Annotated in this window: 22 protein-coding genes; 5 read left to right on the top strand and 17 right to left on the bottom strand. The window is 66.1% G+C overall.

Features of this window, described 5'->3' with window-relative positions:
* From BCV67_RS19370 to cls, 3 genes are read right to left on the bottom strand one after another with little or no spacing between them, the layout of a single operon-like run.
* On the bottom strand, nt 1-603 hold the full coding sequence (locus BCV67_RS19370; RefSeq protein ID WP_082746429.1) for a DNA-3-methyladenine glycosylase: 603 nt from the start codon (nt 601-603) through the stop codon (nt 1-3).
* Nucleotides 600-1,145, bottom strand: coding sequence for a DUF488 family protein (locus BCV67_RS00205; RefSeq protein WP_062165805.1), 546 nt, complete (start codon nt 1,143-1,145; stop codon nt 600-602). Before BCV67_RS00205 ends, BCV67_RS19370 begins: the two co-directional genes overlap by 4 nt.
* A gap of 31 nt (nt 1,146-1,176) precedes the next feature.
* Nucleotides 1,177-2,622, bottom strand: a complete 1,446-nt coding sequence (gene cls, locus BCV67_RS00200) for a cardiolipin synthase (RefSeq protein ID WP_231732522.1) — start codon at nt 2,620-2,622, stop codon at nt 1,177-1,179.
* Nucleotides 2,623-3,177: 555 nt separating this feature from the next.
* Between cls and BCV67_RS00195 the strand changes: the two genes are divergently transcribed.
* Nucleotides 3,178-3,750, top strand: a complete 573-nt coding sequence (locus BCV67_RS00195) for an NADP-dependent oxidoreductase (RefSeq protein ID WP_082746428.1) — start codon at nt 3,178-3,180, stop codon at nt 3,748-3,750.
* Between the two features lie 18 nt (nt 3,751-3,768).
* Here the strand turns inward: BCV67_RS00195 and BCV67_RS00190 are convergent, their stop codons facing one another.
* Nucleotides 3,769-4,194 (bottom strand): MerR family transcriptional regulator, encoded by a 426-nt coding sequence (locus tag BCV67_RS00190; RefSeq protein ID WP_017355167.1) that lies wholly within the window; start codon nt 4,192-4,194, stop codon nt 3,769-3,771.
* A gap of 41 nt (nt 4,195-4,235) precedes the next feature.
* Between BCV67_RS00190 and BCV67_RS00185 the strand changes: the two genes are divergently transcribed.
* The 4 genes from BCV67_RS00185 (at nt 4,236) to BCV67_RS00175 (ending at nt 6,387) form a co-directional block, all read left to right on the top strand.
* Nucleotides 4,236-4,592 carry a mercuric transporter MerT family protein gene (locus BCV67_RS00185; protein ID WP_017355168.1) on the top strand — a complete coding sequence of 119 codons (357 nt, stop codon included), beginning with the start codon at nt 4,236-4,238 and terminating at the stop codon, nt 4,590-4,592.
* Nucleotides 4,593-4,600: 8 nt separating this feature from the next.
* Entirely contained in the window at nt 4,601-4,888 is a 288-nt protein-coding gene (locus tag BCV67_RS00180; protein WP_017355169.1) for a heavy-metal-associated domain-containing protein, read from the top strand.
* On the top strand, nt 4,881-5,093 hold the full coding sequence (locus tag BCV67_RS20450; protein WP_080354540.1) for a GDCCVxC domain-containing (seleno)protein: 213 nt from the start codon (nt 4,881-4,883) through the stop codon (nt 5,091-5,093). The genes BCV67_RS00180 and BCV67_RS20450 overlap by 8 nt, the downstream gene beginning before the upstream one ends.
* Nucleotides 5,094-5,187: 94 nt before the next feature.
* Complete coding sequence (locus BCV67_RS00175) at nt 5,188-6,387, top strand: hypothetical protein (protein WP_017355170.1); 1,200 nt, start codon at nt 5,188-5,190, stop codon at nt 6,385-6,387.
* 36 nt (nt 6,388-6,423) lie between these two features.
* On the opposite strand, the gene BCV67_RS00170 is transcribed toward BCV67_RS00175, so the two are convergent.
* The 13 genes from BCV67_RS00170 to BCV67_RS00110 all read right to left on the bottom strand — a co-directional run bounded on the left by BCV67_RS00170 (nt 6,424) and on the right by BCV67_RS00110 (nt 25,253).
* Nucleotides 6,424-7,527 (bottom strand): acetate/propionate family kinase, encoded by a 1,104-nt coding sequence (locus tag BCV67_RS00170; RefSeq protein WP_036196077.1) that lies wholly within the window; start codon nt 7,525-7,527, stop codon nt 6,424-6,426.
* A gap of 19 nt (nt 7,528-7,546) precedes the next feature.
* Nucleotides 7,547-9,622: a heavy metal translocating P-type ATPase gene (locus BCV67_RS00165; protein ID WP_082316348.1), complete on the bottom strand. Its 2,076-nt coding sequence runs from the start codon at nt 9,620-9,622 to the stop codon at nt 7,547-7,549.
* A 63-nt stretch (nt 9,623-9,685) separates the two neighbouring features.
* The gene (locus tag BCV67_RS00160; RefSeq protein ID WP_017355174.1) at nt 9,686-11,278 is read right to left on the bottom strand and encodes an ABC1 kinase family protein; all 1,593 of its coding nucleotides are present in this window, start codon (nt 11,276-11,278) and stop codon (nt 9,686-9,688) included.
* 25 nt (nt 11,279-11,303) lie between these two features.
* Nucleotides 11,304-13,769: a hypothetical protein gene (locus tag BCV67_RS00155; RefSeq protein ID WP_017355175.1), complete on the bottom strand. Its 2,466-nt coding sequence runs from the start codon at nt 13,767-13,769 to the stop codon at nt 11,304-11,306.
* A complete protein-coding gene (locus BCV67_RS00150; protein ID WP_017355176.1) occupies nt 13,766-14,680 on the bottom strand; it encodes a ribose-phosphate diphosphokinase in 915 nt (304 codons plus the stop codon). The genes BCV67_RS00155 and BCV67_RS00150 overlap by 4 nt, the downstream gene beginning before the upstream one ends.
* The gene (locus BCV67_RS00145; protein WP_049404647.1) at nt 14,677-16,194 is read right to left on the bottom strand and encodes a thymidine phosphorylase family protein; all 1,518 of its coding nucleotides are present in this window, start codon (nt 16,192-16,194) and stop codon (nt 14,677-14,679) included. The genes BCV67_RS00150 and BCV67_RS00145 overlap by 4 nt, the downstream gene beginning before the upstream one ends.
* Complete coding sequence (locus BCV67_RS00140; protein ID WP_017357192.1) at nt 16,191-17,576, bottom strand: MBL fold metallo-hydrolase RNA specificity domain-containing protein; 1,386 nt, start codon at nt 17,574-17,576, stop codon at nt 16,191-16,193. The genes BCV67_RS00145 and BCV67_RS00140 overlap by 4 nt, the downstream gene beginning before the upstream one ends.
* Before the next feature lie 82 nt (nt 17,577-17,658).
* Nucleotides 17,659-18,066 carry a hypothetical protein gene (locus BCV67_RS19870; RefSeq protein ID WP_049436410.1) on the bottom strand — a complete coding sequence of 136 codons (408 nt, stop codon included), beginning with the start codon at nt 18,064-18,066 and terminating at the stop codon, nt 17,659-17,661.
* Nucleotides 18,063-20,450 (bottom strand): heavy metal translocating P-type ATPase, encoded by a 2,388-nt coding sequence (locus BCV67_RS00130; protein WP_049404642.1) that lies wholly within the window; start codon nt 20,448-20,450, stop codon nt 18,063-18,065. The genes BCV67_RS19870 and BCV67_RS00130 overlap by 4 nt, the downstream gene beginning before the upstream one ends.
* The gene (locus BCV67_RS00125) at nt 20,447-21,112 is read right to left on the bottom strand and encodes a methyltransferase family protein (RefSeq protein ID WP_062165802.1); all 666 of its coding nucleotides are present in this window, start codon (nt 21,110-21,112) and stop codon (nt 20,447-20,449) included. Before BCV67_RS00125 ends, BCV67_RS00130 begins: the two co-directional genes overlap by 4 nt.
* Before the next feature lies 1 nt (nt 21,113).
* Entirely contained in the window at nt 21,114-21,422 is a 309-nt protein-coding gene (locus tag BCV67_RS00120) for a DUF2933 domain-containing protein (protein ID WP_065867993.1), read from the bottom strand.
* Complete coding sequence (locus BCV67_RS00115; RefSeq protein WP_062165800.1) at nt 21,419-21,928, bottom strand: MerR family transcriptional regulator; 510 nt, start codon at nt 21,926-21,928, stop codon at nt 21,419-21,421. The genes BCV67_RS00120 and BCV67_RS00115 overlap by 4 nt, the downstream gene beginning before the upstream one ends.
* A 172-nt stretch (nt 21,929-22,100) precedes the next feature.
* Nucleotides 22,101-25,253: an efflux RND transporter permease subunit gene (locus BCV67_RS00110; protein ID WP_065867992.1), complete on the bottom strand. Its 3,153-nt coding sequence runs from the start codon at nt 25,251-25,253 to the stop codon at nt 22,101-22,103.

Raw genomic sequence — 25,253 nt, 5'->3', positions numbered from 1 at the left:
CTAGCGCTGGCGATTGCGGTGCAGGTGCGAAACATGGGGGTGAGCAGGGACATGCCAGCGCCACGGCTGGTCTACGGCATGCCGTATCCCTATTCGGGGTCCCACATCGGGCACCTCAGGTGGGGGCGTGCCGTCGGAGGCGATGCTGATTCCTCGATCATTGCGGACGATATCGGCGCCATCCAGATCGCCAGTGATGCCCATCGCCTGCGTCAATCGTCCTGGGCCAGAGCCGATCTCCGTCTCCTTGGCCGGGTAGTGGCGTGCTTGGCGCATCAGTTCGATGCCGGCGACAGGTTCGATGGCGCGCATTAACACGCCAACGCCCTGGCCAATCTCGCCACATACGGCGTTTGCACCCCAATGCATGCCGTAGTTCAAGTAGACATAGAGATGGCCACAGGGCCCGAACATCGTGGCATTGCGACGGGTTTGGCCACGGTAGCTATGAGCGGCGGGATCTTCCTGACCACAGTAAGCCTCCACTTCGACAATGCGACCCACGCGGCCATCGTCGCGCACCAGGAGCTTGTTCAGCAGCTCTGGCGCCACGATGCGTGGGTCGCGGTGGTAGAAGGCGCGGGGGAGGGCTGGAAAACTCACAAGCCCTGATTCTCTTCGGGGTAGATGACGCGCAAGTCGGATTCGATGACGGCGCCTGGCGTGAGTTGGGCCGGCTCGATGCGGTTCTCGCTCATGATGTGGAACACGGCCTCTCCGCGCGCAATGAGATGGTCGGCGACGATGCGGCGATGGCAGCGCCACCATACGGCTTCGGCGCACATCATCACGCAGCGCTGCTTGCGCCCTTGTTCAATCAAGTGCGTTATCCCGTCATTGAAGTGCGATGACAGCGCATAGTCGGCGTAGTTGTGGAAGCTACGGTTGATCCAGAAGCCGTTCACATCAGCGGGCACCTGCACGGTCTTCGCGCGTAGGCCGCCTAGCGCTGCGATATGTTCATACCCTATGCCAAGCGTTGCCAGCCAGTTCACAAGGCTGTCCTCGTTGAACTGAGGATTTGCTTTGGATCTAGGCATTTTTCGGATGTCCGCCACGTGGGTGACATCTGCTTGCTTTAGCAGTCCGGCGAAGGTGTCCAGGCTGCGGTCGGAATGACCGATAGTAAAGAAGGGAAGCTTCATTCAGAACAGGAGGGGCGCTAAAGGGGGGGGGTTAGAGGACCGGTGCCATCATGCCCACTGTGTTCTGAAGCAGGCGCGTATGGAGGGGCCATGCTTTCACAGTATCGAGAGATACTGCCGATGAGACGGAGAGATAGCCGAGCTGACGGTGCTTGATGGTCGCTGTGGTGGCTGCATCCATGATTAGAAGATTGTTCTCAAAGTTCAGCTGTAAGCTGCGCCGGTCCATGTTGGCGGAGCCCACAAGGGCGAATTCACCATCTGCGGTCAGCGACTTGGTATGCAGAAGCCCCAGCGGATACTCGTAGATGGCAACCCCGGACTGCAGTAGATCGCGATAGGTGCTTCGGCAGGCACAGGCGACCAGCCAGGAATTATTTCGTTTGGGGAACACGATCGTCGTCTTCACGCCACGTCGTGGCGCTGCGCATAGGGCTCGCAGGAGAGCCTCATCCGGCACGAAGTAGGGCGTGGTAATCAGCAGCTCGCGCCGAGCAGCATAGAGGGCTCCTACGAAGGAGTCAGACATCGCGTTGCCCGGCGTGGAAGGCCCGCTGCCATACATCTGGGCGGCAACGCCGGGCTCAAAGGCGGCAGGCTCAGGCTGTGCTGCCGGCAGGGCTTCCAGCGGCTCGCCTATCTCGGCGATCCAGGTGCTCAGAAACAGCCATTGCGCTTGCCGCACCACCGGGCCTTGGCAGCGCAGGAAGATATCGACCCATGGCGCGTAGCGGGCGAGCACCCTGAACTGGGGGTCGGCGCAGTTCTGGCTGCCGCAGTAGACGATGGCGTTATCGATGACTACGAGCTTGCGGTGGTTGCGCAGATCCAGCCGGCCTACAGCTAGGTAGCCAAGGCGGGGTATGTCATCCAGTGTGGCCAGCAGATGGACCCCCGCTTGGCGCAGCTGCTGCCAGCGCGGACCGTGGATAAAGGCGCGTGAGCCCAGTGCATCGACCATCACCCGGCACGCAACCCCGCGCTGGGCCGCCGCCGCTACCGCATCGGCCACCTGGCCGCCATGGGTATCATCCAGCCAGATATAGAAGCTGATGTGCACATGATCGCGGGCTTGGGCGATATCCGCGACGAGCGTGGCGATGGCCGCCTCCGAATCGAGCATGGGCTGGGCCGGGGTTGCATCTGGATCGCCGAGCAACTCGATACGATTGCCGCCGACGGCGAGCAAGCCGTTGATCGCTGTGCAGAGGTGCGACAGCTCACCAGCGGATTCGACCAAAGTGGCCGCCGATCCTTCCGGCTTGGCCAGGGTGCGTTCGGCCTCATGCAGGCGACGCACTCGTCCGCGGCCGATACTCGTTTCGCCGAGGAAGAGGTAGGCGACCAGTCCCAGGGTGGGCACCGCCATGATGACCGCCACCCAGGCTGCCCGCGAAGCGGGTGTGCGCCCAGGGCGAGTGAGGGCCCGCGCGGCCACCAAGAGGTGCAGGGCGAACAAGGCCAGGGAGAGCGCCATGCTCAGTGGATGGTGCGTCCAACTTAAAGCAAGTGACATCGGGCCCCCAAGCTTCTCGATGTTCCAGTGAGTCTAGGGGAGGTTTAGGGCCCCGTCACGCGATTAGTACCGATCTGGTCGCGAGCGCTGCTCGAGTGTGATCAGACGATTGGAACCTTGCGTCCTAGGTGGCGACACAGGATGCTTGACAGGCCCACCACCAGTTCTGCCTCACCAATGGACGGTTCCCCGCCACATGCCGCCCGTTGTCGGATGCGAAGCTGTAGATCTTCGAGACTGCCTCCCTTGGCCGGAGAGGGAGAGGGGCGAATTGTCCTTTACTCACCTACTAGTACGTCCTTGAAGTACTTTCAGTTCTTTGGAGAGGAGCTTTAGGGCCGCGACATGATGATCATCGCGGTGCAGTTCGTGCCAACGCCTGTTCAAGGAAGGGAGCAGTCCGACTCTGTGGTATCCCCGCCACTTGCTGTGGGGAGCCGGTCGCCACGATGCCGGCGGTCGCATTGTGATCTCGGGCTCCCCTGAACAGGTAGCGCGAAAGCCGGGCAGAAGGCTATGAGCACGATGGTACGTTTCCATCGCTTTGGCGGCAATGATGTCCTGAAGATCGAAAAACTCGAAACTTCGCAGCCAGATGCGGGGCAAGTGCTGGTATCGGTGCACGCCGCGAGCATTAACCCGATCGACTTTAAGATCCGCTCAGGCCTGTATCCGGGCGTCAGGGACGACCGTCTTCCCTACACGCCTGGCCGAGATATTTCTGGGGTCGTCGCGGCCTGCGGCGCCCAGTCCACTCGCTTCAAGGTAGGCGACGAGGTATTCGGCATTGTCGATATTCACGGCGGTGGTTACTCTCAGCAAATCGCCGTAGATCAACGCGCCCTTTCGGCGAAGCCCGCCGGGCTCGACCATGTTCACGCGGCCGCCATCCCGCTTGCAGGGCAGACTGCTTGGCAGGGCTTGTTCCGTTATGGCCGTCTTAAAGCAGGACAGTCGGTGCTGATCCAGGGGGGATCTGGCGGAGTAGGTCATTTCGCTATCCAGTTTGCGAAGGCGAGAGGTGCCCGCGTGCTGACGACGGTCTCGACCGCAAACGTCGAATTTGAGGGTCGGCAGGGATTCGTGTAAAAACGGGCCGAAAGTGAGCTAACTGCCTGTCGCAGCTGGCTTTATTGGCCGCTCCAGAAAATCGAGGGTTGGGCAGCACTCTCCCGCCGGCACTTGGGCGCACCGCGCTATTTTCTGTTCGAGATCCCTCTCCAGCTGTCGCAGCTCGCGGATTCGTAGACGGACATCGACGAGCTTTCGCTCGGTCAGCTGACGGGTCTGCTCGCAAGAACCTTCGCCTGTGATCTCTAGCAGGCCAGCGATCTCGTCGAGGCTGAATCCCATCATCTGAGCGCGCCGGATGAACTGAAGCCGATTGACATCGTTTTCGTCGTAACGACGCACGCCTCCTATGGGTCGCTCGGGTTGACGCAGCAGCCTACGCCGCTGGTAGTAGCGCACGGTTTCGACGTGCACATCGGCCGCCGCCGCCAGCCGGCTGATCGTAAACGTGTTCGGACGCACGGCTTGACTCCGTACCTAGGTACAGAGGCTAGTATGCTCTGATGCAAACAACCCCGGCCAAATCGTCTGTTCCAGCCATCGTTGGCGCGAGCATCGCCGCCATTGGCGCATCGGTCTGCTGCGTCGTGCCGCTGGTGCTGGTCCTGCTGGGCATCAGTGGCGCCTGGATCGGCACCCTGACAGCTCTCGATCCCTTGAGGCCCTGGTTCAGCGCCGCCGCCGTACTGTCCTTGGCCGTGGCGTTTTGGATGCTGTATCGACCGGCGGCACGGTGCGGTGTGGATGGCAGTTGCATCGCCCCGGACGCTCTGCGACGCAGGCGACGTTGGCTCTGGTTGGCGACAGCCCTCATCGTCCTGTTGCTGCTGTTTCCCTATTACATCGTCTGGATTCTGTAGGAGGCGCGATGCACAAGTGGATACTGGCCCTGGTGGCTGCTCTGTCGGTCGGTGCCGCTCTTGCGACGCCCGCAACCGTAGTGATGCTCGATGCTGAGAACATGACCTGTCCCGCCTGCGGCATCACCATCAGGAAGGCGCTGGAGAAGGTGCCGGGCGTGGCCGATGTGAAGGTGGACACCCGGGCTGAAACAGTCACGGTGACGTTCGAATCGAGCCAGACGGATGCAGCCGGAATCGCGCGTGCAGTCACGGAAGCAGGCTTCCCGGCCAAGGTGCGGACTGGCGGTGAGTGACGTCAAGCTGGAAAGCATCTTGACCTGCCCGGAGTGCGGCCATCGGGCGACCGAGACAATGCCCATCACAGCGTGTCAATTCTTCTATGAGTGCACGGGCTGTGGAGCGGTTTTGCGTCCGCATCAAGGCGACTGCTGTGTGTTCTGCTCGTTCGGAACAGTGCCATGTCCACCGATCCAACAGAACAATCCCTGTTGTGGTTGAACCGCGGACTCCGATAATAGTTGGACAGACAGGCTGCGAGATCGACTGTGCCACCCTGGAAAGCGCGCCGCTCAACCAGCGGTGTGCATGCGAAGTGGTCGACATCCTCCGTCTGCACGAGTCGATCCGGGGTGCCTTTCCGGAGTTCACGACTGATCCCGCCGTACACGCGCACTTATTTTCACCCTATGCCTTGTTCGTTGATCGGCCCGCGTTGGAGGCCATGGGACGAGTCGCGGCGGCGGTCTTCGACGTCGCAGGAAACCCGGGATATAGCCAACGGGTCCTGCAATGGGCCCCTGACATTGCAACCCATGATCCGGGTTCGGCGGGGGGCGTCCTGGGTCTGGACTTTCACCTGACGGTCGATGGCCCGCGGCTGATCGAGGTCAACACCAATCCAGGCGGTCTGCTCCTCAATGCCTTGTTGCTCGATGCCGTGCGGTCTTGCGCGCCGCCAGCATGGGCCACCTGGACCAACGCGGCCCAAGCGCGTGATGCGGCCGTCACGGCCTGGATGGAGGATGCTCGGCAGCAATCCGGGCGCACGCCGTCGCGCCTGGCCATCGTGGACAGCACTCCGCGAGCGCAGTTCCTTTACCCCGAGTTTGTGCTGTACGCGAACGCGTTTCGGGACCATGGCGTGGACTGCGTGATCAGCGCTCCCGAGGATTTGTCGTTTGGTTCGGACGGGCTTGAGGATGCCCACGGTCGAATCGACACTGTCTACAACCGGTTGACCGATTTCGCGCTCGAGGATGCCTCGCATGCAGACATTCGTGAGGCTTACCTGGCAGGGGACGTCGCGCTGATGCCGCATCCCCGAGCACACGCGCTGTTTGCCGACAAGCGCAACCTTGCGGTGCTCGGGGACCCGGCTCTGCTCGGCGGGTTCGGGGTCGATGCGGGTTCGACGGCACTGCTGGGCCAGGTGATCCCGCCCACGGTCGAACTCGTGCCCGCGAACCGGGATGCGTTGTGGGCAGTGCGCAACGGATATTTCTTCAAGCCTGCAGCAGGGTTTGGCAGCCGTGGGAGTTATCGGGGCGACAAGTTGACCCGGCGGACTTGGGCGTCTATGGCGTCGGCGACCTACATCGCACAGGCCTTCGCGCCACCGAGCATGCGGATCGTGCATGGGGGCCAGTCCCTCAAGGCGGATGTGCGCTGCTTCGCGTCCGAGGCGGGTGTCCTGTTGTTCGCGGCCAGGCTGTACCAGGGCCAGACCACGAACATGCGCACCCCCGGTGGTGGATTCGCAGCGGTGCTCACGTCGTCACGGATCGAGGAGTGATTCCCCACCGGAGCCGACCCTTGGGGCGTGTCGTGGCTACAGCCAGGCGAGTGCCGATTCAGCCAGTTCGCGCTCCTCATCGATCGCGACGTTCCATATGCTCGGCCCGCCCCCGCGGTCGATCCGCGTGGCTCCAGCATCGTTGACGTCAGGTGCCAGCGCCAGGCCGAGCCAGGCCAGTCGCGCGACGATGCGAGCCCGCAAAACCGGCGCGCGATGGCCGATGCCGCCGGAAAAGACGACATGGTCGAGACCGCCAATTGCCGTGGCCATGGCCGCGATGGACTGCGCAATCCGGACTGCAAAGAGCTCCACGGCAAGCTGGGCCTGCGGGCCGGGATCCGTCAGCAACACGCGCATGTCGCCATGGCCGGCGATTCCGGCAAGGCCTGCACTGCGGTACAGGCCGTTTTCAAGCGCCTGCGCATCCAGGCGTTCATGCCTCAGCAGATACAGCAACGCGCCGGGATCGAGATCTCCGGAGCGGGTAGGGCTCGGGATTCCACCCAGCGGAGTGAGCGCCATGGTGGTGTCGCGGCTGCGGCCGCCCTCGACGGCGCAGACGCTGCAGCCACCCCCCAGATGCGCGAAGACAGCGCGGCCCTTCAGGATTCCAGCGTCGTGGCTGGCCACTATGCGGAGCGCGGAGGCAAAGGCGAGTCCATGGAAACCGTAGCGGCGGATGCCCAGCGCATCCCATGCTTCAGGGACAGGCAAGCGCCGGCTCCAGGGCGCGAGCGACGCGTGGAAGTCGGTGTCGAAGGCCACGCCTTGGCGCGCGTGCGGCCAACGCATGCGCGCGGCACGCGCGAAAGCGAGGGCTACCGGCTGGTGCAAGGGTGCGAACGGCACCAATGCATCCAGTTTCGCGAGCACGGTTTCGTCGAGCTCGCGGGCGTCGTGCAGGTCACCGCCATGTACGATTCGGTGCACCACCACGTCGGGGCTGGGCCACGGCTCCGACAATGCCTCGAGCAGGGTGGCAAGGCGCTCCTGCGCATCCACGCCGACTGGAATTTCGGCCCGGGAGCGCTCGAGCAGACGAGACTGCGCGCCGTGTCCCTCAGTGTTGAACAGATAGGACGCGCCCTTGAGGGTGGACGAGCCAACGTTGAGTGCAAGAAGCCTGCGCGTGGTCACAGGTGTCCCCGAATCATGTTCATGGGGACCGCACCGCCCGGCGCAACAACTGCGCATTGATTGCCACAACGACGGTGCTCAGCGACATGAGCACTGCCCCAAGCGCAGGTTGCAGCAGGATCCCCCATGCGGCGAGAACGCCAGCGGCGAGAGGGATGGCGACGATGTTGTAGCCGGCGGCCCACCACAGGTTCTGGATCATCTTGCGATAGGTGGCCTTGCTCAATTCGATGATCGCTGGCACGTCGCGCGGGTCGCTGCGCACGAGTACGACGTCGCCGGCCTCGACCGCGACGTCCGTCCCTGTGCCGATGGCGATGCCGACGTCGGACGTGAGCAGCGCCGGAGCGTCATTGACACCGTCACCCACCATCGCGACGCGCTTGCCCTGGGCCTGCAGCTCCTCGATCTTTGCCACCTTGTCCTCGGGCAATACCTCGGCGAAGACGGTGTCGATGTTGAGTTCCTTCGCGACCGCGTTTGCGACCGCCGTGGAATCACCCGTCAGCAGGACAACCTCCAGTCCTTCGTCGTGCAGCCGCTTGACCGCGTCGAACGATTCGGGACGGATGGCATCCGCGATCGCAAATACGGCGAGCACCCGGTCGCCTTCCACCAGGTAGGTTGCAGATTGACCATCGGCTGCCGCTGATTCGGCAGCCCGCCGAAGCGTCTCCGGCGGTTCGACCGCGAGCATTCTCAACAGACCCGGCCCGCCAACGTGAAGCGAGCGCTCCTCGACGACTGCGCGCACGCCGCGTCCCGGCATGGACTCGAAGTCCTGCGACATCGGAACGTCGATGCCATGTTCCTTGGCGCTGGTCATCAGCGCCTGCGCGATCGGATGTTCAGCGTCGCGCTGGACCGACGCGGCCACGCGAAGCACCTCGTCGTCGGTGAGTCCATCGGCGGCAGTGGTCTTCACGACGCGGTGCGAACCGAGCGTGAGCGTGCCTGTCTTGTCGAACACGACCGTGTTCAGCAAACGGGCCTCTTCCAGGCCGCGTCGATCGCGCACGAGCAGGCCGTTCCGTGCGCCAATCGTGGTCGAGATGGCGGTCACCAGCGGGATGGCCAAACCCAGCGCATGGGGACAGGCGATCACGAGCACGGTCACTACGCGCTCGATCGTGAAGCTCCACGGTCGACCGAGGAGTGGCCAGACAATGGCGGTAACCGCGGCGGAGACGATGGCGATGATCGTGAGGTAGAACGCCGCCCGGTCCGCCAGGGCCTGGGCGCGCGAGCGCGACGTCTGGGCCTGCTCGACGAGCCGCATGATACCCGCGAGCGCGGTCTCGTCGCCGGTTCCCGTCACCTCGACACGCAACGAGCCCTGTCCGTTGACGGTGCCGGCGATCACCCGGTCGCCCGTCGACTTGTCCATCGGCTTGGACTCGCCGGTGATCATCGCTTCGTTGACGGCGCTGGTCCCTTCCTTCACGACGCCGTCGGCGGGAATGCTCGCGCCGGGCCTGATGAGCAGCAGGTCGCCGCGCTTCAGTTCCGCGACAGGGACTTCCTTCGCGGTACCGGCCTCATCCAACCGCACCGCCATATCAGGCAGCAGCTTCGCGAGTTCCTTGAGAGCGCCCTGTGCCTGGTTGATCGAACGCATCTCGATCCAGTGGCCGAGCAACATGATCGCCACCAGCGTCGCCAGCTCCCACCACAGGTCCAAGCCCTCGACAACGCCGAGCGTGACCAACGCGCTGTAAAGGAAGGCGACGGTGATCGCAAGCGAGATCAGCGTCATCATGCCCGGCAGGCGATTTCTCAGCTCGTGGTATCCGCCGCGGAGGAACGGCGAGCCGCCGTAGAAGTACACGATCGTGCCGAACACCGCCGGGATGTACGCCGACCCCGGGAACTGTGGTGCGGTGTAGTCGAACCAATGCTGGATCATCCCGCTCCAGATCAGAGTGGGGATGGTCAGCAGCAGCGTGAGCCAGAACTTGTCGCGGAAGCTCGCCACGCTGTGGCCGGCATGCTTGTCGTGCCCGGCATGGACGTCACCTTCAGCACCCGTGCGGGGATGCGGCGGTTGCTCGCCGTGCGCCTGATGATCTTGATGATGATGATTGTGTTGCGTCATGGGTCTGCCTTCCTGGATGCACTGATGCGCCGGGCACCAGCGGGGAGATAGATCAGTGTTCTGTTACAAGTGTCCCGATCTGGCGATGGCCATCACCAGCCGCAGTGAGAGCAATCCCGCAGCAGCGAAAGCCACCATAGCCAGGAAAGGCATGTGACCGAACACTTGCGGGCCGTCGGAATGCAGGCTCAACAGCGCACCGCTTACGTACAGGCCCAAGGTGACCAGGGCCAACGCCAGCCGGTTGCCCGTGCGCGCGATTGCCTCCTGCGTGGAACTCAGGCCATGGTGGTGTACGGAGAAGGCGGGTCGTCCGTCGCTCAGTTGCGCCTGCCGCAACAGGTCGGTGGCGATCTGTGGCAGTTGCCGCGCAGTGCGGGCCAGCCGCATGGCAAGCGGCCTGTTGCCGCTGGGGCGGCTGGCTTCGGCAATGTCGGCGATCGCGGCCGCCTGCGCGGACAGCGTCCCCAGCAGGTCCAGATTCGGATCCAGCGCCCGCAGCGTGTTCTCGACCAGGAACAGCGTCCGGATCAGGGACAGCAGGTGGGCCGGAAGCCGGAAGCCAGCGCCCTGCCCAATGCGTGCCACGCGCCAGATTGCCTCGGCAATGGACCACTGCGCCAGCGGACGGCTGGCCATCTCGGCCAGGATCAGGTGGATCTCGCGCACATGCGAGCGGCGGTCGACCTGCGACGGGAAGAAGCCCATGGCGATCGCTGCATCCAGCACGCCCTCGGCGTCGTCGGCCGCAATGGCCTCGACCATGCCGCCGAGCGCGAGCCGGGATGCAGGGTCGAGCACGCCGATCGATCCAAAGTCATGCAGGCACAGGCGACCGTCGTCAAAGAAGAACAGATTCCCCGGGTGCGGGTCGGCATGGAAGACGCCGGCGCCGAAGAGCTGATGCACGTAGGCACCGAGCAGCGCCCTTGCCAGTGCGGGAGCGGCCGCTGTGCCGTACGCGGCCTCCAGACGGGTCCCGTGGCTTCGATCCTGCACAAGCACGTTGCGGGTGGCATACGGCTCGACGACGTGCGGCTGGGTGATGCCGGGCAGGGCATCCAGCACCTTGGCCATGCGCCGCATGTTCTGCGCCTCGTGACGCATGTCGATCTCGTCACGCAGGAATGCGCCTAGTTCGTCCACCAGTTCGAGCGGCCGGTGGCGTTTCAGTGGCGGCCAGATCCACTGGGCGACGCGCATCGTGCGCCGCAGGAGCAGCAGATCCGCCTGCACCTGGGCATGGATCCCGGGGCGGGTGATCTTGACGACCACATCGCGACCATCATGCATGCGCGCTGGATGGATCTGGGCCACTGAAGCCGCGGCCAGGGGCTTGTCATCGAAGCTGGCGAAAAGTTCGCCGACCGGCGCGCCAAACGCCTGTTCGACGATACGCATGGCCTCCTCCGCCGGGAAGGGGGGCACATCGCTGTGCAATCGCGACAGCGCCTCGCGATAGGGCGCCGGCAGCAGGTCCCAGCGCAGGCTCAAGCCCTGGCCCAGCTTGACGAAGGTGGTGCCCAACCCCACCAGTGTGGTGCTGACGTATGCCGGAAGCAGGTCGGGTGCACGTCGGCGCAGGCGCAGCACGGCGACGCCGAGCTTGAGTCCCGCCCAGGCAATCTGGCCTCCGCGCCGCACCGTGCCCGCCATCAACGCGCGCTCCCGGTTGGACAACTCATGGCGTCGACCCACTTGCAGGACGCAGGATCGTGGCCGGATCGCCCCGACCATCCACTGCCGCCAGCTCCGCTTCCGACAACAGGCCGCCCCGGGACTGGCCGAGGACGCCCGCGGCCGCATCGACCACGTGCGCCCAGGTGCTGCGGTTGGCGAACAGCAGTCCCGGCACGTCCAGCGTGCCGCCGCGGTTGACGAAGCCGAGCGCCGCGGTCGTGGCCGGGCCAGTGTCGAGCCGGCGCAGCGCGCCCAGGAAGGGCTCGGGCCGCGTATGCGTGACGAATATGCGCGGCCGTTCCGCCGGGAACAGTGCATGGACCTCGCTGTCGGAGTGCACGTACCGCGCCTCGTCCGGATCGCGCGGCGTGCGGAACCGGCCGGGCTCGCCGAGATAGACGATCGCGGCCGACACGCCACGTTCAACGAGGCGCACCTGCGCGTGGCGCACTTCCTGCAATTGGTAAGCACCGGTGGCGACCAGCAGGATCGCCGCTGTCGCCGGGTTGCCGGCCAGGCACAGCGCACCTTGGGTGGCCAGCGCCTGCGCCTGCGTCGGTGTCAGCTCGTGCGGCACCGGTCGCTTGGGGACGACCAGGGTGGTGACCGTGCCGCGTTGCGCGTAGGCGTGGGCGAGGGCCGCGGCGGCGCCGTTGGCGTCCGGGGGAAACACCACGCGCGATATGTCGGCCATTTCGCCCAGGAGCGCCTCGGCCATGGTCGGATCCTGATGGGACTGCTCGTTCTTCGCGTTCTCCCACGTGTGCGAGGTCAGCACGAGAGGCACGCCCAGCCAGCCGGGCGGTCGCCCCGCCTGTGCCTGGTGACGCGCGAAGATCAATTCCTGGCGCACGGCGCCAAGCATCTTCGGTGCGAACGCCTCGTAGGTGACCACCAGGTTCAGCCCGCCCTTGTTGCCGAGCGCGGCGCATACCACGGCTTCCTCATTAAGCGCGGTGATGACCGCGCCAGTGGTCGATTCCGCGACACCGGGCTCGGGCTCGTGCACCCGGTGCTTCATTGCGTCCAGGGTGCGATCGAGCTTGTTGCTGCGCAGCTCGTCAGGATTGCCCACGCGCACGCGCAGCCCCGGGTTCGCTTCGGCGATGGCGACGAACTGCTCGTCGAGCGCGGTCATCGGCGAGCTCTCGCCGCCGGCGCCGCGGTCGGCGATCGCCGGGACGCGGGGCGGTTCCACCTGGCGATCGGCCAGCGCATGGTCGCGCTCGCGCACGCGCTGCTGGAGGTCGTGGCTGTTGAGTGCGGCAACAGCCTCCTCGAGCTCGGACGCGGCCACGAACAGCGCCGCGGCGCCTTGATTGAAGAGCGCGCGTGCCTCGGCCTCCTTCGACGGATTCCCGGGCAGGGGCAGGTTGTGCGAGGCGTTGGTCCCGGCGCCGGGGAATCCGAAGCCCTTCACGGTTTCGGCAATGCCATAGGGCAGCCGCACGTCGGCATCGGGAACGGCGGCGCCCGCTTGCAGGCGCGACTCCATCACATGGATACCCCACGCGATGCTGGCCGGATCGCGCCCGTCCAGCGCGATCGGATCAAAGCCGTTCAATCGCAGGTGCCGGTCCAGCCACCGCTCGCCGCCCTGCTGGGCGATCTGGCTGCGCTGTTCGATGCGCCGCCCGTTGAGGATGATGATCGGGCTGACCAGCCCGCTGTCCTCGGCACGCCACCAGCGCGGCGCCCAGTCGCTGCCGCGCTGTTCCTCGAACGCACCGTCGCTGAGGAACGCCACCAGGCGTTCGTCCTTGAGCGGTGCATGCACGTACTGCAGTTCGGCAAAGCCGAGATAGCCGCCTTCCATCACGCCCCCGGCGGTGTGCGCATTGACGTGGGAGCCCAGGGGCGACGCCGGTGTTCCGTCCGGATTGAGGGTGTAGGCATAGAAGTCGCCGACGAACCGGCTCAGCCCCGCGTCGGAGCGGTCGTAACGTTCGGCGTGCCGGGCGGTCATGTTGCCAACCAGCACGTTCAGCGCGTCGATGGCGGCCACGCAGTGCCCCTGGCCCATCATCCATGCGCGGGTGACGCCATCCAGGGCGTCCATCAGCAGGTAGCCGGCGTAGGCCGGCACCATGTTGAGGGACCCGCCAGTGTGGCCTTCGGGCGTGGCCTTGAAGTCATCGGCCTCGAGGGCCGCGCCGTCGGTGCGGACCCGCTGGCTGTAGGTCATGTGGGCCACCAGCCACATGCCGGCGCTGGTGACGCGATCGGCCGCGGCGAGCCGCTGCCAGGCGGTGCCGGCATCGGGCGTGCGGCCCAGGGCCACCAGCTCGTGCACCATCTGGCGGACCCGGAGCTGGGTGAGCGGGTCATGTCGGATCACGCCGTAGCCGGCCGCCCAATGGTCAAACGCGGGATCGGCCCGCCGGTGGGCGTCGGCGAGTTCAAGGGTCCGCTGGCGCTCGGCGGCCGACAGCTGGTCGGCGGTGCAGCAGTTGAGATGCAGGTTCATGGGTCCTCCGGGGAGTCGGCCGAAGCGGACATCAGGGTCGATGCCGCGTCAGCGAGGTCCGCGCCGAGCGCGATCGCGTTCGACGGGTGGGCAATGGTGTCGGTACTGACGATGCGGGCCAGACCTGCTTCCTGCAGGCGGGCATAGGCATCGCCGGCGAACACCGGATGGATGGCGACCAGCAGTGGCGGCGGCAACGACAACCGGCGCAGGTGTGCGAGGGTCTCCAGGATGGTGTGGCCGGACGACACGATGTCGTCGATCAGGACCGGGGTCCGGCCCGCCACGGCCTGCGGGTCGGGCAGGCTGACGCGCACGTCGTAGTCGCCGTGCCGCTCCTTGGCCAGCACCTGGTAGGGCATGCCGGACAGGGCGGCGATGTCCGCTACCCACTGCTCGCTCTCGCTGTCAGGGCCGATCAGCACAGCGTCGGGGACGGTCTCAGCGATCCAGCGGGCCACGGCCGGCGTCGCCGATACGTGGACCGTCGGAATGCGGTAGAGCGACTGCAGGCGCTCGACGCGGTGCAGGTGCGGGTCCACGGTCACCAGCCAGTCGAAAGCCTCTTCGAGGAATTGCGCAAACAGCGGTGTACTGACCGCCTCGCCGCGATGGAAGCGGGTGTCCTGGCGCATATACCCCAGGTAGGGTGCGATGAGGCCGACCGAACGAGCCCCGAACTCGCGCGCGGTCCGGGCGGCGAAGCGCAGCGGGAGGGCCAGGGCATCGGCGTTGCGCAGGCTGGCCAGGATCGCCACATCGGCGCCGTCCAGTGCGTCGTCCAGGGTGACCAGCGACTCGCCATCGGGGAAGTGCCGCCAGGCCACGGGTGCAATGCGCGCCTGCAGGGGCTGGTTGATGGTGCCGGCCAACACTGCATCGGCCGGGAAGGGCATCAGCACACGGGTCATGGAACCTCTCCAAGCACAAAGGGTTGCAGCGTCGCGGCGTGCTCCAGGGCGTAGGCCAGTTCTCCCGGCGACTCCGCATGCAGGGTCATCATGGGCTGTCCGCGCTCGACCGTATCGCCGATCCGCAGACCGGTTTCGAGGCCGGCGGTGGGGGATGTCGGGGCGCCGGCCAGCTTGGCCAGTTTGGCCAGCCTGCGGTTGTCGATCGCCGCGATGCGGCCCGATGCAGGCGCCGGGACGTCGGCGGTGAACGCCGCCCGTGGCGGTTCGCGGAAGCCTCCCTGGGCCTCGCAGATCGCCAGGAACTTGGCCAGCGCCGCCCCGGAATCCAGCACGCCGCGCGCGCGCTCCAGTCCGGTGCCGGCGTTGCTGCCCGCTGCCATGTCCAGCAGCGCCGCGGACAGCGCAAGTGCGCGTTCGCGAAGGTCGGCGGGTGCATCGGCCGCGTTGCGCAGCACCTTGAGCACGTCGTGCGCCTCGAGCGCCGGGCCGATTCCCCGACCCACCGGCTGGGTGCCGTCGGAGCGATGGATGCCCAACTGCAATCCCAGCGCGCCCGCGGTGTGGGCAAGCCGCGTGCCGAGGCTGTGGGCCGCGGCCTCACCTCGCACCTTGGCCGTCGGACCCACCGGCATGTCGATCAGGACGTGGGTGGAGCCCGCGGCTATCTTCTTCGACAGCACGCTGGCGACCAGTTGGCCGTCGCTGTCGAAATCCAGCGGGCGCTGGACCCGGATCAGGATGTCGTCGGCCGGGCTCAGGCGCACGTTGCCACCCCACACGATGCAGCCGCCCTCGCGCTCCACCACCCGGCGCATCGCCGCCAGGTCGAGCGCCACCGGCGCCATCACTTCCATGGTGTCGGCGGTGCCCGCGGGCGACGTGATCGCGCGCGACGAGGTCTTCGGGATGCGGTAGCCCAGCGCAGCCACGATGGCCACCACGATCGGGGTGGTGCGATTGCCCGGCAGGCCACCTACGCAGTGTTTGTCCAGCACCGGCCCTTCGCCCCAGTCCAGGCGCTGGCCCACGGAGATCATGGCTCGCGTCAGCGCGGTCGTCTCCGCATGGTCCAGGCGGTCACCCGCGCTGGCAGTGACGAAAGCTGCAAGCTCCAGGTCCGACAACCTGCTTTCCATCACGTCCTGCACCAGGGCGAAGTACTGCGCGTCGTCCAACCGGGCGCCGAACACCTTGGCACGGAGCGCGCCCGCCGACGCCGCGGGTTCCGCGTGCCTGACGCCGGCGAGGGCGTCGGGCGCGGGATCGAGGAGCGTCCACGCGGCCTCCGACAACGCCACCTCGTCCAGGCCGAGCCGATCGTCGATGACCACGTTCAGCGTCGCCACCAGCGTGCGGGCGTCCACGTCCAGCCTGACGCGCGTCATCGCGGCAAAGCCTTCCGAGCGACAGACCTCGCAGTCGCGGTGCATATAGACCACCGGCTGCTGGTAGGTGTCGATGCCGGCACGGGTGACGCGCAGGCGGGTGTGGCCCGGGGCCTGCGTGGTCATCTCGCATCCTCCAATCCGACTTGCTCCAGGTGCCCCGGCACGCGCGCACGCCAGCCCAGTTCACGCTGCACGCGCCCGCGCAGCGTGTCTGCAGCGTCGGGCTCGCCGTGGGTGAGGTAGACCATGCGCGGCGCGGACGGCGCGGTGCGCATCCAGTCCAGCAGCTCCCCGGCGTCGGCGTGGCCGGAGAAGCCCTCCAGCTGCACCACCTCGGCGCGGATGGGGACCTCGCGGCCGAACATGCGCAACGTGCGCTTGCCTGCCGCCAGCGCGGCACCGCGTGTTCCTCCGGCCTGGTAGCCCGCGAGCAGGATCGCGTTGCGGTCATCGGGGCCGAACGCCTCGATGTGGTGCAGCACGCGCCCGCCGGTGATCATGCCGCTGGCCGAGATGATGATCATCGGCCCGCGCTGGCGGTTGAGTGCCTTCGACTCTTCTACAGTGTTGACGAAGGTGGCCACGTCGAACATCCGCTGGCAGTCCTCGTCGGACACGTGGTGCTCGGAGTGGTGGTCGTGGTAGTGCCGGGTCGCGTTGATCGCCATCGGGCTGTTGAGGTAGACCGGCACGCGAGGGATGTCCTTGCGCTCACGCAGCCGGGCGATATGCAGCATGAGCGCCTGGGCGCGGCCGATGGCAAAGGCGGGAATGACGATCACGCCCCCGCGGGCGGCAACGCGGCGGATGATCGGTGCCAGCTCGGCTTCTTGGTCGATCGGAATGTGTTCCCGATTGCCATATGTGGATTCGCAGACCAGGACGTCACAGGCGGGCAGGGGCGTCGGCGGATTCATCAGCGACTCCTGCTGCCGTCCCAGGTCGCCACTGAAGTGCAGGCGCTGGCCCTGGACGTCAAGGCTGACATGGGCAGCGCCCAGGATGTGGCCGGCAGGATGGAAGCGGATCGTGACGCCTGATGCGACCTCGATGTCGCGACCATAGTCATGCCCCTTGAGCTGCTTCAGGCTGCGGCGGGCGTCATCCTCGGTATAAAGCGGCCGTGGTTCCTTGTGCTTGGAGTACCCCTTGCGGGCCGCGTACTTGGCCTCCTCTTCGAGCAGGTGTCCGCTGTCGGGAAGCAGCAGGCCGCACAGGGCCACGCTGCCATGGGTGCAGTGGATCCGGCCGCGGAACCCTTGTTTGACCAGTGCGGGCAAGTAGCCCGAATGGTCCAGGTGGGCGTGGGTCAGGACCACCGCGTCGATTGATGACGCCTCGACGGGAAACGGAGCCCAGTTGCGCTCGCGCAATTGCTTGTAGCCCTGGAACAGGCCGCAGTCCACGAGCACGCGCTGACCGTTGGCCTCGACCAGGTAGCGCGAGCCGGTCACGGTGCCCGCGGCACCGAGGAATTGCAGGGTGGGGTTGGAAGACGCTGTCATGGTGTGGCTCCTGTCCTGGAAGGGAAGTGATTGCGGAGGGCATGGCGAGGGCCGAGGCGCATCTGCATCGCCCGCGCGCCTGTCAGGGGCGGATCAGCTCCACTGTGTCGTTGACCTTGGGGCTCCCGGAGATCACTTCAGCCTCCGCGTAGTGGCTGTCGAACAGTTCGACGATGCGCACTTGGCCAACGTTCTCGCGGCGGTAGCGTGGACCGCCGGCCCGCGAATGCCGGATACGGCGCTTGTGCCGGATCACGTCCAGCACCTGCCCGACCTGGGCACCGTCGGCCTGCCCGACACAGACCACAAGCGTTCCGTCCTGCTTTTCCAGCACCTGGCCGCGCATCAACACGTTGTGGCGGAACCCACCCTCGTTCGCGGAGACGACCCCCGGCAATGCGAACGCGAGCGCGAGGGCCAGTGCGGCGACCCAATGGCTGCGATTGGTACCTCGGGGTCTGGAATGGGCGACGTGTGTGACCGTATTCATGGTGTGGACTCCTTAGATGGGCTGCGAGGGGTGGCGGCATCCGCCAGTGGAAGGCGTTTGAGCAGCAACGCGTTGAGGGCGACGATCACCGAACTGCCCGACATCGACAGCGCGGCGATTTCTGGCGACAGCACGAACGGATAGAGCACACCGGCCGCCAGCGGAAAGGCCAGCACGTTGTAGCCCACGGCCCAGCCCAGATTCTGATGCATCTTGCGCAGAGTGGCGTGGGCGATGGTGGTCGCGCGAACGACGTCATAAGGGTCGCTGTGCATGAGCACGATGTCGGCACTCTCGATGGCGACGTCGGTGCCGGCGCCGATCGCGAACCCAACGTCGGCTTGGGTGAGCGCCGGTGCGTCGTTGATGCCGTCGCCCACCATGCCGACCTTGAGGCCCTGCGACTGCAGCTTGATGACCTCATCGGCCTTGCCGCCCGGCAGCACGTCGGCCAGCACGATGTCGATTCCCAGGTCCTGTGCCACGCGCTCGGCCGTGGGGCGGTTGTCGCCGGTGATCATCGCCACCTTGATGTTGCGCCGGTGCAATTCGTCGATGGCCGCGCGCGAGGTCTCCCGGATCGCGTCGGCAATCGCGAAGAAGCCTGCGAGCCGGTCACCCACCCCGGCATAGATCACCGTGCGACCGGCACCGGTGAGGCGCGCAGCCTCCGCTTCCAATACCGAGAGGTCGATGCCGTGCTCGACCATCAGGATCCGGTTGCCCAGCACCACCTGCACCCCGTCAACCACGCCGGTAGCGCCCTGGCCATCGATGTTGGTGAACGCGGTAGCGCGCTCGGCTACCGGACCGGCACGCTTCAGGATGGCCTGCGCCAGCGGGTGCTCGGAGTGCGCCTCGACCGCGGCGGCCGCGGCCAGCAACCGCTCCTGCGTCCAGCCCGGCGCGACCGCCATGTCGACCACCTCGGGGGCGCCGACCGTCAGGGTGCCGGTCTTGTCGAAGATCACCACGTCCAGGCGTGCGCTCTTCTCAATCGATTCGGCATGCTTGAAGAGGATGCCGTGTCGTGCCCCCAGGCCAGTGCCGATCATGATCGCCATCGGCGTGGCCAAACCGAGTGCATCGGGGCAGGCGATGACGAAGACGGTGATCGTCAGCGTGAGCGCGAACAGCAGCGGCTGTCCCAGCCACCAGAACCAGACCGCGAAGGTCAGCAGCCCGATCACGATCGCAGCCAGCACCAGCCATTGCGAGGCGCGGTCGGCGAGCAGCTGCGCGGGCGCCTTGGAGTTCTGCGCGGTCTGGACCAGCTTGATGATCTGCGCCAGTGCCGTGTCGCTGCCGATCTTGGTGGCGGTGTAGGCGAATGCGCCGCTCTTGTTGATCGATCCGCCGACGACGGACTCTCCGGGATCCTTGCGCACCGGCATCGACTCGCCGGTCAGCATGGATTCGTCGACCTGAGAGCTGCCTTCCGTCACGATGCCATCGACCGGGATCTTCGCCCCGGGCCGCACGATCACGGTCTCGCCGACCAGCACTTCAGCGGTGGGAATGTCGAGCTCCTGCCCCTCGCGCCGGACGACCGCGCGGGGTGGGGACAGCTTCAGCAGCGCTTTCATGGCGTCCGAGGCGCCGGCGCGAGCCCGCATCTCGAGCCAGTGGCCAAGCAGGACGAAGGTCAGCAGGACGGCCGAGGCCTCGTAGAAGTTCGGCCCGTCGAAGAAGAACGTCGACGCGATGCTGAAACCGTAACCTGTGCCCACGCTCAGGAGCACCAGGACCGCCATGTCCAGCACACCCCGTCGCAGGGACCGGATCGCGGCGCTGAAGAATGGCCAGCCCGGATACAGCACGGCGCCGGTCGCCAGCAGGAACAACCAGACGTTCTCGCGCAGTCCGAACGGCACCGGCGGCGGCTCTATCAGCCCGCCCATGGGCGACCACACGAATACCGGGATCGCGAAGGCGAGGGCGACCAGGAAGCGGCGGCCCATGTCGCGCGCCGCGGCGTGCAGATCGCTGCCGTGGTTCATGCCCGCATGGGCGTCGTGGCCCCCGGCATCCGTGGCGTCATCGCCGTGGCCGGCGTGGGCGTCAGCGGGGCGCTCTGCGGCCAATTCCTGTCCGTGCCCGGCATGCGCAGCATGGGCGTGCGCGCCTGCGGCGGGGTCGGCATCGGGCATCGGCGCGTTGCATTGGAAGCCGCAGTCGCGGATCGCGGTGGCGACCGCGCCCGCCGACAGGCGGGCCGGGTCGTAGGACACCTGCAGGGTCGCGGTAGCGAAATTCGCGCTGGTGGCGTTGACTCCAGGCAGCGCGGCCACGGCCTTCTCCAGCGTGCGCGCGCAGCCGGCACTCACCATGTCGCCGATGGGCCAGGTGCGCGTGCGCACAGTGGGTTTGTGGACGTGCGTCATCGGGTTTCTCCTTGGGATGGAGCGGGGCCGCGCCGGCGTCGCGGGATGAAGGCCGGCACTTCCTGCATGTAGCGGACGTAGTCGTCGCCGAAGCGGCTCAAGCAGTCTTTTTCCTCACGACGCGCCAGGCGGGCATAGGCCCACACGAGCACTGGATAGCTGGCGAGCGTGAGCAGCGTGGGCCACTGCAGCAGGAAACCGGTCAGCACGAGCAGGAAGGCGACGTACTGCGGGTGGCGCATGCGCGCATACACGCCCTCCCGGGCGAGCCGGCCCTCACGCTGTGCCCGATACAGCACGGGCCAGGCGGCCGACAACAACCAGAACCCTCCGCCGATAAACACGAAACTCGCGATGTGGAATGGACCGAAATGCGGGTTGGCGCGCCAGCCGAACCACATCTCCAGCAGATGGCCCGCGTCATGGCTGAGCCAGTTCACCTGCGGATAGTTGGCGCTGAGCCAGCCGCCCAAGACGTACAGCGTCAGCGGGAAGCCATACATTTCGGCGAACAGGGCCACGACGAAGGCGGAGAACATCCCGAACCCCCGCCAGTCCCACCGGGTCAACGGCTTGTAGAAGCTCCAGGCGAAGAAGATGAAGAACGCGGCGTTGATGGCGGCCAGGAGCCAGAGTCCGTAGCCAGCGTCAGGTGCATGCATGTCAGTGCCCTCCGGTCGAGGTGTCGGATGTCTCGTCGGTCTGTACCCGCTTGCGACCGCCGTCATCACCACCACCGGTGGGGGCATCGGCATTTCCGTCTTGCCCGTGGCCTCCATGTCCGCCATGTCCCTTGTGCATGAACACATGCATGAGCGGGCACAGAAACAGGATGGCCAACGGCAACCAGCGGAGCGTTCCGGCGAGGTGGGCGCGGTGCTCGACGCCGAGATAGAACACGGCCAGCGCGAGGAAGATCCAGAAGACCCAGCGTCGGGACCCCGACGCAGTTGGAGAGCGGGGGGCAGTCATGGCAAATTCTCCTGAGTGAGGCGTCCGAGAAGGCGTCGCGGGGTGGATCTGACGAACTTCCCGCCTTCCGCCGCGGCTACGGCTTCGATCAATGCGCAGACGTCATTGCCAGTCGGAACGGAGTCCGGAAGCTTCGTCCAGGCGTGAATGGCACCCTCCATCCGGCCGTGCATGGCCAGCAGCCTGTCCAGTTGTTGGCGGGTGTCGTCGAGCCTGCGCCGGATGATGTCCCGCACAAGCGGGCAGGGACTATGTCGCTGCAGGCTGTGGCGGATGATTTCCTCGATTTCGGCCAGTGTGAAGCCGAGCTGTTGTGCCGTACGAATGAAGTGCAGGCGCTGGAGCTCCGAAGCCGAGAAGAGCTGATACCCGCCCTCGGTATGCGTGGCCGCCTGCAGCAGGCCGCGCCGCAGATAGTTGCGCACCACATGCACCGTGACGTCCCCCTGCTGTGCCAGCTGGCGTACCGTCATCAGCTGCGGCGCTGCTTCGTCTTTGCCCATCATTGGCGCGCTCCAGGAAAGATGGTGATCACGCTAGACCTGTGTCCCGCACACAGGTCAAGCTCGGCTGACACGCCTCCATCCACACCAAGGCATCGAGTGCTCCCGCAGCGATAATCTTGGGTCAACGAACACGCGGACCGCCTTTGCCCTGGCGCGTTGAAGGTCGGCCACATCACGACACGTCCGCCGGCAGCGCAGCAGCCATTGGCCGCTTCCTGGCCAGCTGCCGCTGCTTGATCAACGAGTACAGTGCCGGGATCACCACCAGCGTCAGCACCGTCGACGACACCATGCCGCCCACCATCGGCGCGGCGATGCGGCGCATGACTTCCGAGCCTGTGCCGCTGCTCCACATGATCGGCAGCAGGCCCGCCATGATCGCGACCACGGTCATCATCTTCGGGCGCACGCGGTCGACCGCGCCTTCGATGATGGCCTCGCGCAGGTCCCGTGAATCCAGTGCCCGGCCTTCGGCCTGCCTCTGCGCGGCACGCGCTTCAAGTGCGTGGTCGAGGTAGATCAGCATCACCACGCCGGTTTCCGCGGCGACGCCGGCCAGCGCGATGAAGCCGACGATCACGGCGACGCTGACGTTGTAGTTGAGCAGCCACATCAGCCACACACCGCCGACCAGCGCGAACGGCACCGACAACATCACGATCAACGACTCAGTGACGCGGCGGAAGTTGAGGTACAGCAGCAGGAAGATCAGCGCCAACGTCACCGGGACGACGACGCGCATCTTTTCGGCGGCACGCTGCATGTACTCGTATTGACCGCTCCAGGTCACGTAGTAGCCCGGTGGGAACTGCACCTGTTCGGTGACCGCTTCCTGCGCCGCCTTCACGTAGCGGCCCAAATCGCTCTGACGCGTATCGACGTAGATGTACGCCGCCAGCATCGCGTTCTCGGTGCGGATGCTCGGCGCACCCTTCCTGACCTCAATCCGCGCCAGTTCGCCCAGCGGCACCTGGGCGCCGCCGGGCACCGGCACAAGGACTTGGCTGCCTATCCGGTGCGGATCGTCGCGGAGTTCGCGGGGATAGCGCACGATTGCGCTGAAGCGTTCGCGGCCCTGGAGGATGGTGGTGACGATCTCGCCGCCCAGCGCGGCGGCCACCACGTTCTGCACCTCGCCCAGGGTGACGCCGTACTGGGCCAGGCTGCCAAGGTCGGGGGTGATGTCGAGGTAGTAGGCGCCGGTCAGGCGTTCGGCGAACGCGCTGGTCGTGCCCGGCACTTCGCGCACCACGGCTTCGATCTCGGTGGCCAGCGCGTCGAGTTGCTCAAGGTCCGTGCCGAAGAGTTTGATGCCCACGGGCGTGCGGATGCCGGTGGCCAGCATGTCGGTGCGCGCCTTGATCGGCATCGTCCAGGAGTTGGCGACGCCCGGGAACTTCAGCGCCGCGTCCATCTCGGCGATGAGCTTGTCGGTGGTCATGCCGTCCCGCCATTCGTCCTCGGGCTTGAGGTTGATGACGGTCTCGAACATCTCCAGCGGTGCGGGATCGGTGGCCGTCAGGGCACGGCCCGCCTTGCCGAACACCGACTCCACTTCCGGGAAGCCCTTGATGATCCGGTCCTGCTGCTGCAGCAGCTCCGAGGCCTTGGTCACCGACATGCCCGGAAGCGACGCGGGCATGTACAGCAGCGTGCCTTCGTTGAGGGTTGGCATGAACTCGCTGCCCAGCCGCGATGCAGGCCACAGGCTTGCAAACAGGGCGACCAACGCAAACATGATTGTGGCCATGCGATGCCGCAGAACGACGTTGATCACCGGCCGATAGGCCGCAACCAGGAACCGGTTCACCGGATTCTTGTGCTCGGGCACGATCTTGCCGCGCACGAACAGCAGCATGAGTACCGGTACCAGCGTGATCGACAACAGCGCGCCACCGGCCATCGCGAAGGTCTTGGTGAAGGCCAGCGGCTTGAACAGGCGACCTTCCTGAGCCTCCAGGGCGAACACGGGCAGGAACGAGACGGTGATGATCATCAGGCTGAAGAACAGCGCCGGCCCGACCTCGCGACAGGCATCGATGATCAGCTGGGTCCGGCTGCGGGAGCCGTCGGAGCGCTCGATGTGCTTGTGCGCGTTCTCGATCATCACGATCGCCGCGTCGACCATCACGCCAATCGAGATCGCGATGCCGCCCAGGCTCATGATGTTGGAGTTCATGCCCAGCATGCGCATCGCGATCACCGCGATCAGCACGCCGACGGGCAGCATGACGATCGCGACCAGCGCGCTGCGCGCATGGAACAGGAATACCAGGCACACCAGTGCGACGATCAGGCTCTCCTCGAGCAGCGTCGTGCGTAGCGTCTTGATCGCGCGCACGATGAGATCGGAGCGGTCGTAGACCGCCTGGACGCTGACGCCCTCGGGGAGTCCACTCGCAAGCTGGGCGATCTTGTCCTTCACCCCCCCGATCACGGCCAGGGCGTTTTCGCCGAAGCGCGCAATGACGATCCCGCCCACAACGTCGCCTTCGCCGTCCAGGTCGACGATGCCACGGCGCTCATCGGGTACCAGTTCGACCCGGGCGACGTCGCCGATCAGCACCGGTGCGCCCCCTTCGGCGCGCAGAACCAGGCTCTCGATATCCTCGATACCGCGCAGGTAGCCGCGGCCCCGCACCATGTACTCGGTCTCGGCCATCTCGATCACGCGGCCGCCGACGTCGCGGTTGCTCTCGGCGATCACCTCGGACACGCGTGAAATCGGGATGTCGAACTCGCGCAGCCGGACCGGATCGACGGTGATCGAGTACTGGCGCACGAAGCCGCCGACGCTGGCGACCTCGGCCACGCCGGGCGCGGTGGTGAGCTGGTAACGCAGGTACCAGTCCTGCATCGCGCGCAGCTCGTCCAGCGAGTGGCGGTCGCTCTGCAGCACGTACTGGTAGACCCAGCCCACGCCGGACGCGTCGGGTCCCAGTGCCGGTGCCACGCCAGCCGGCAGGTTTTTCGACGCGACGTTGAGGTTCTCGAGCACGCGCGAGCGCGCCCAGTACAGGTCCGTGCCTTCTTCGAAGATGACGTAGATGAAGGAGGCGCCGAAGAACGAGAAGCCGCGGACGTCCTTCGACTTCGGCGTCGCGAGCAGGGCGCTGGTCAGCGGATAGGTGACCTGGTCCTCGACCACCTGGGGCGCCTGCCCCGGGTACTCCGTGAACACGATCACCTGCACGTCCGACAGATCCGGTTGTGCGTCCAGCGGCGTGTTCATCAGTGCGTAGATGCCGCCGACGACGATCGCCAGCGTCATCACCAGCACCAGGAAGACGTTGCGTACCGACCACTCGATGAGGCGACCAAGCAT

It is taken from the genome of Stenotrophomonas nitritireducens, assembly GCF_001700965.1.
Lineage (GTDB): Bacteria > Pseudomonadota > Gammaproteobacteria > Xanthomonadales > Xanthomonadaceae > Stenotrophomonas > Stenotrophomonas nitritireducens_A.
This window is presented reverse-complemented; position numbering and strand designations above follow the sequence as displayed.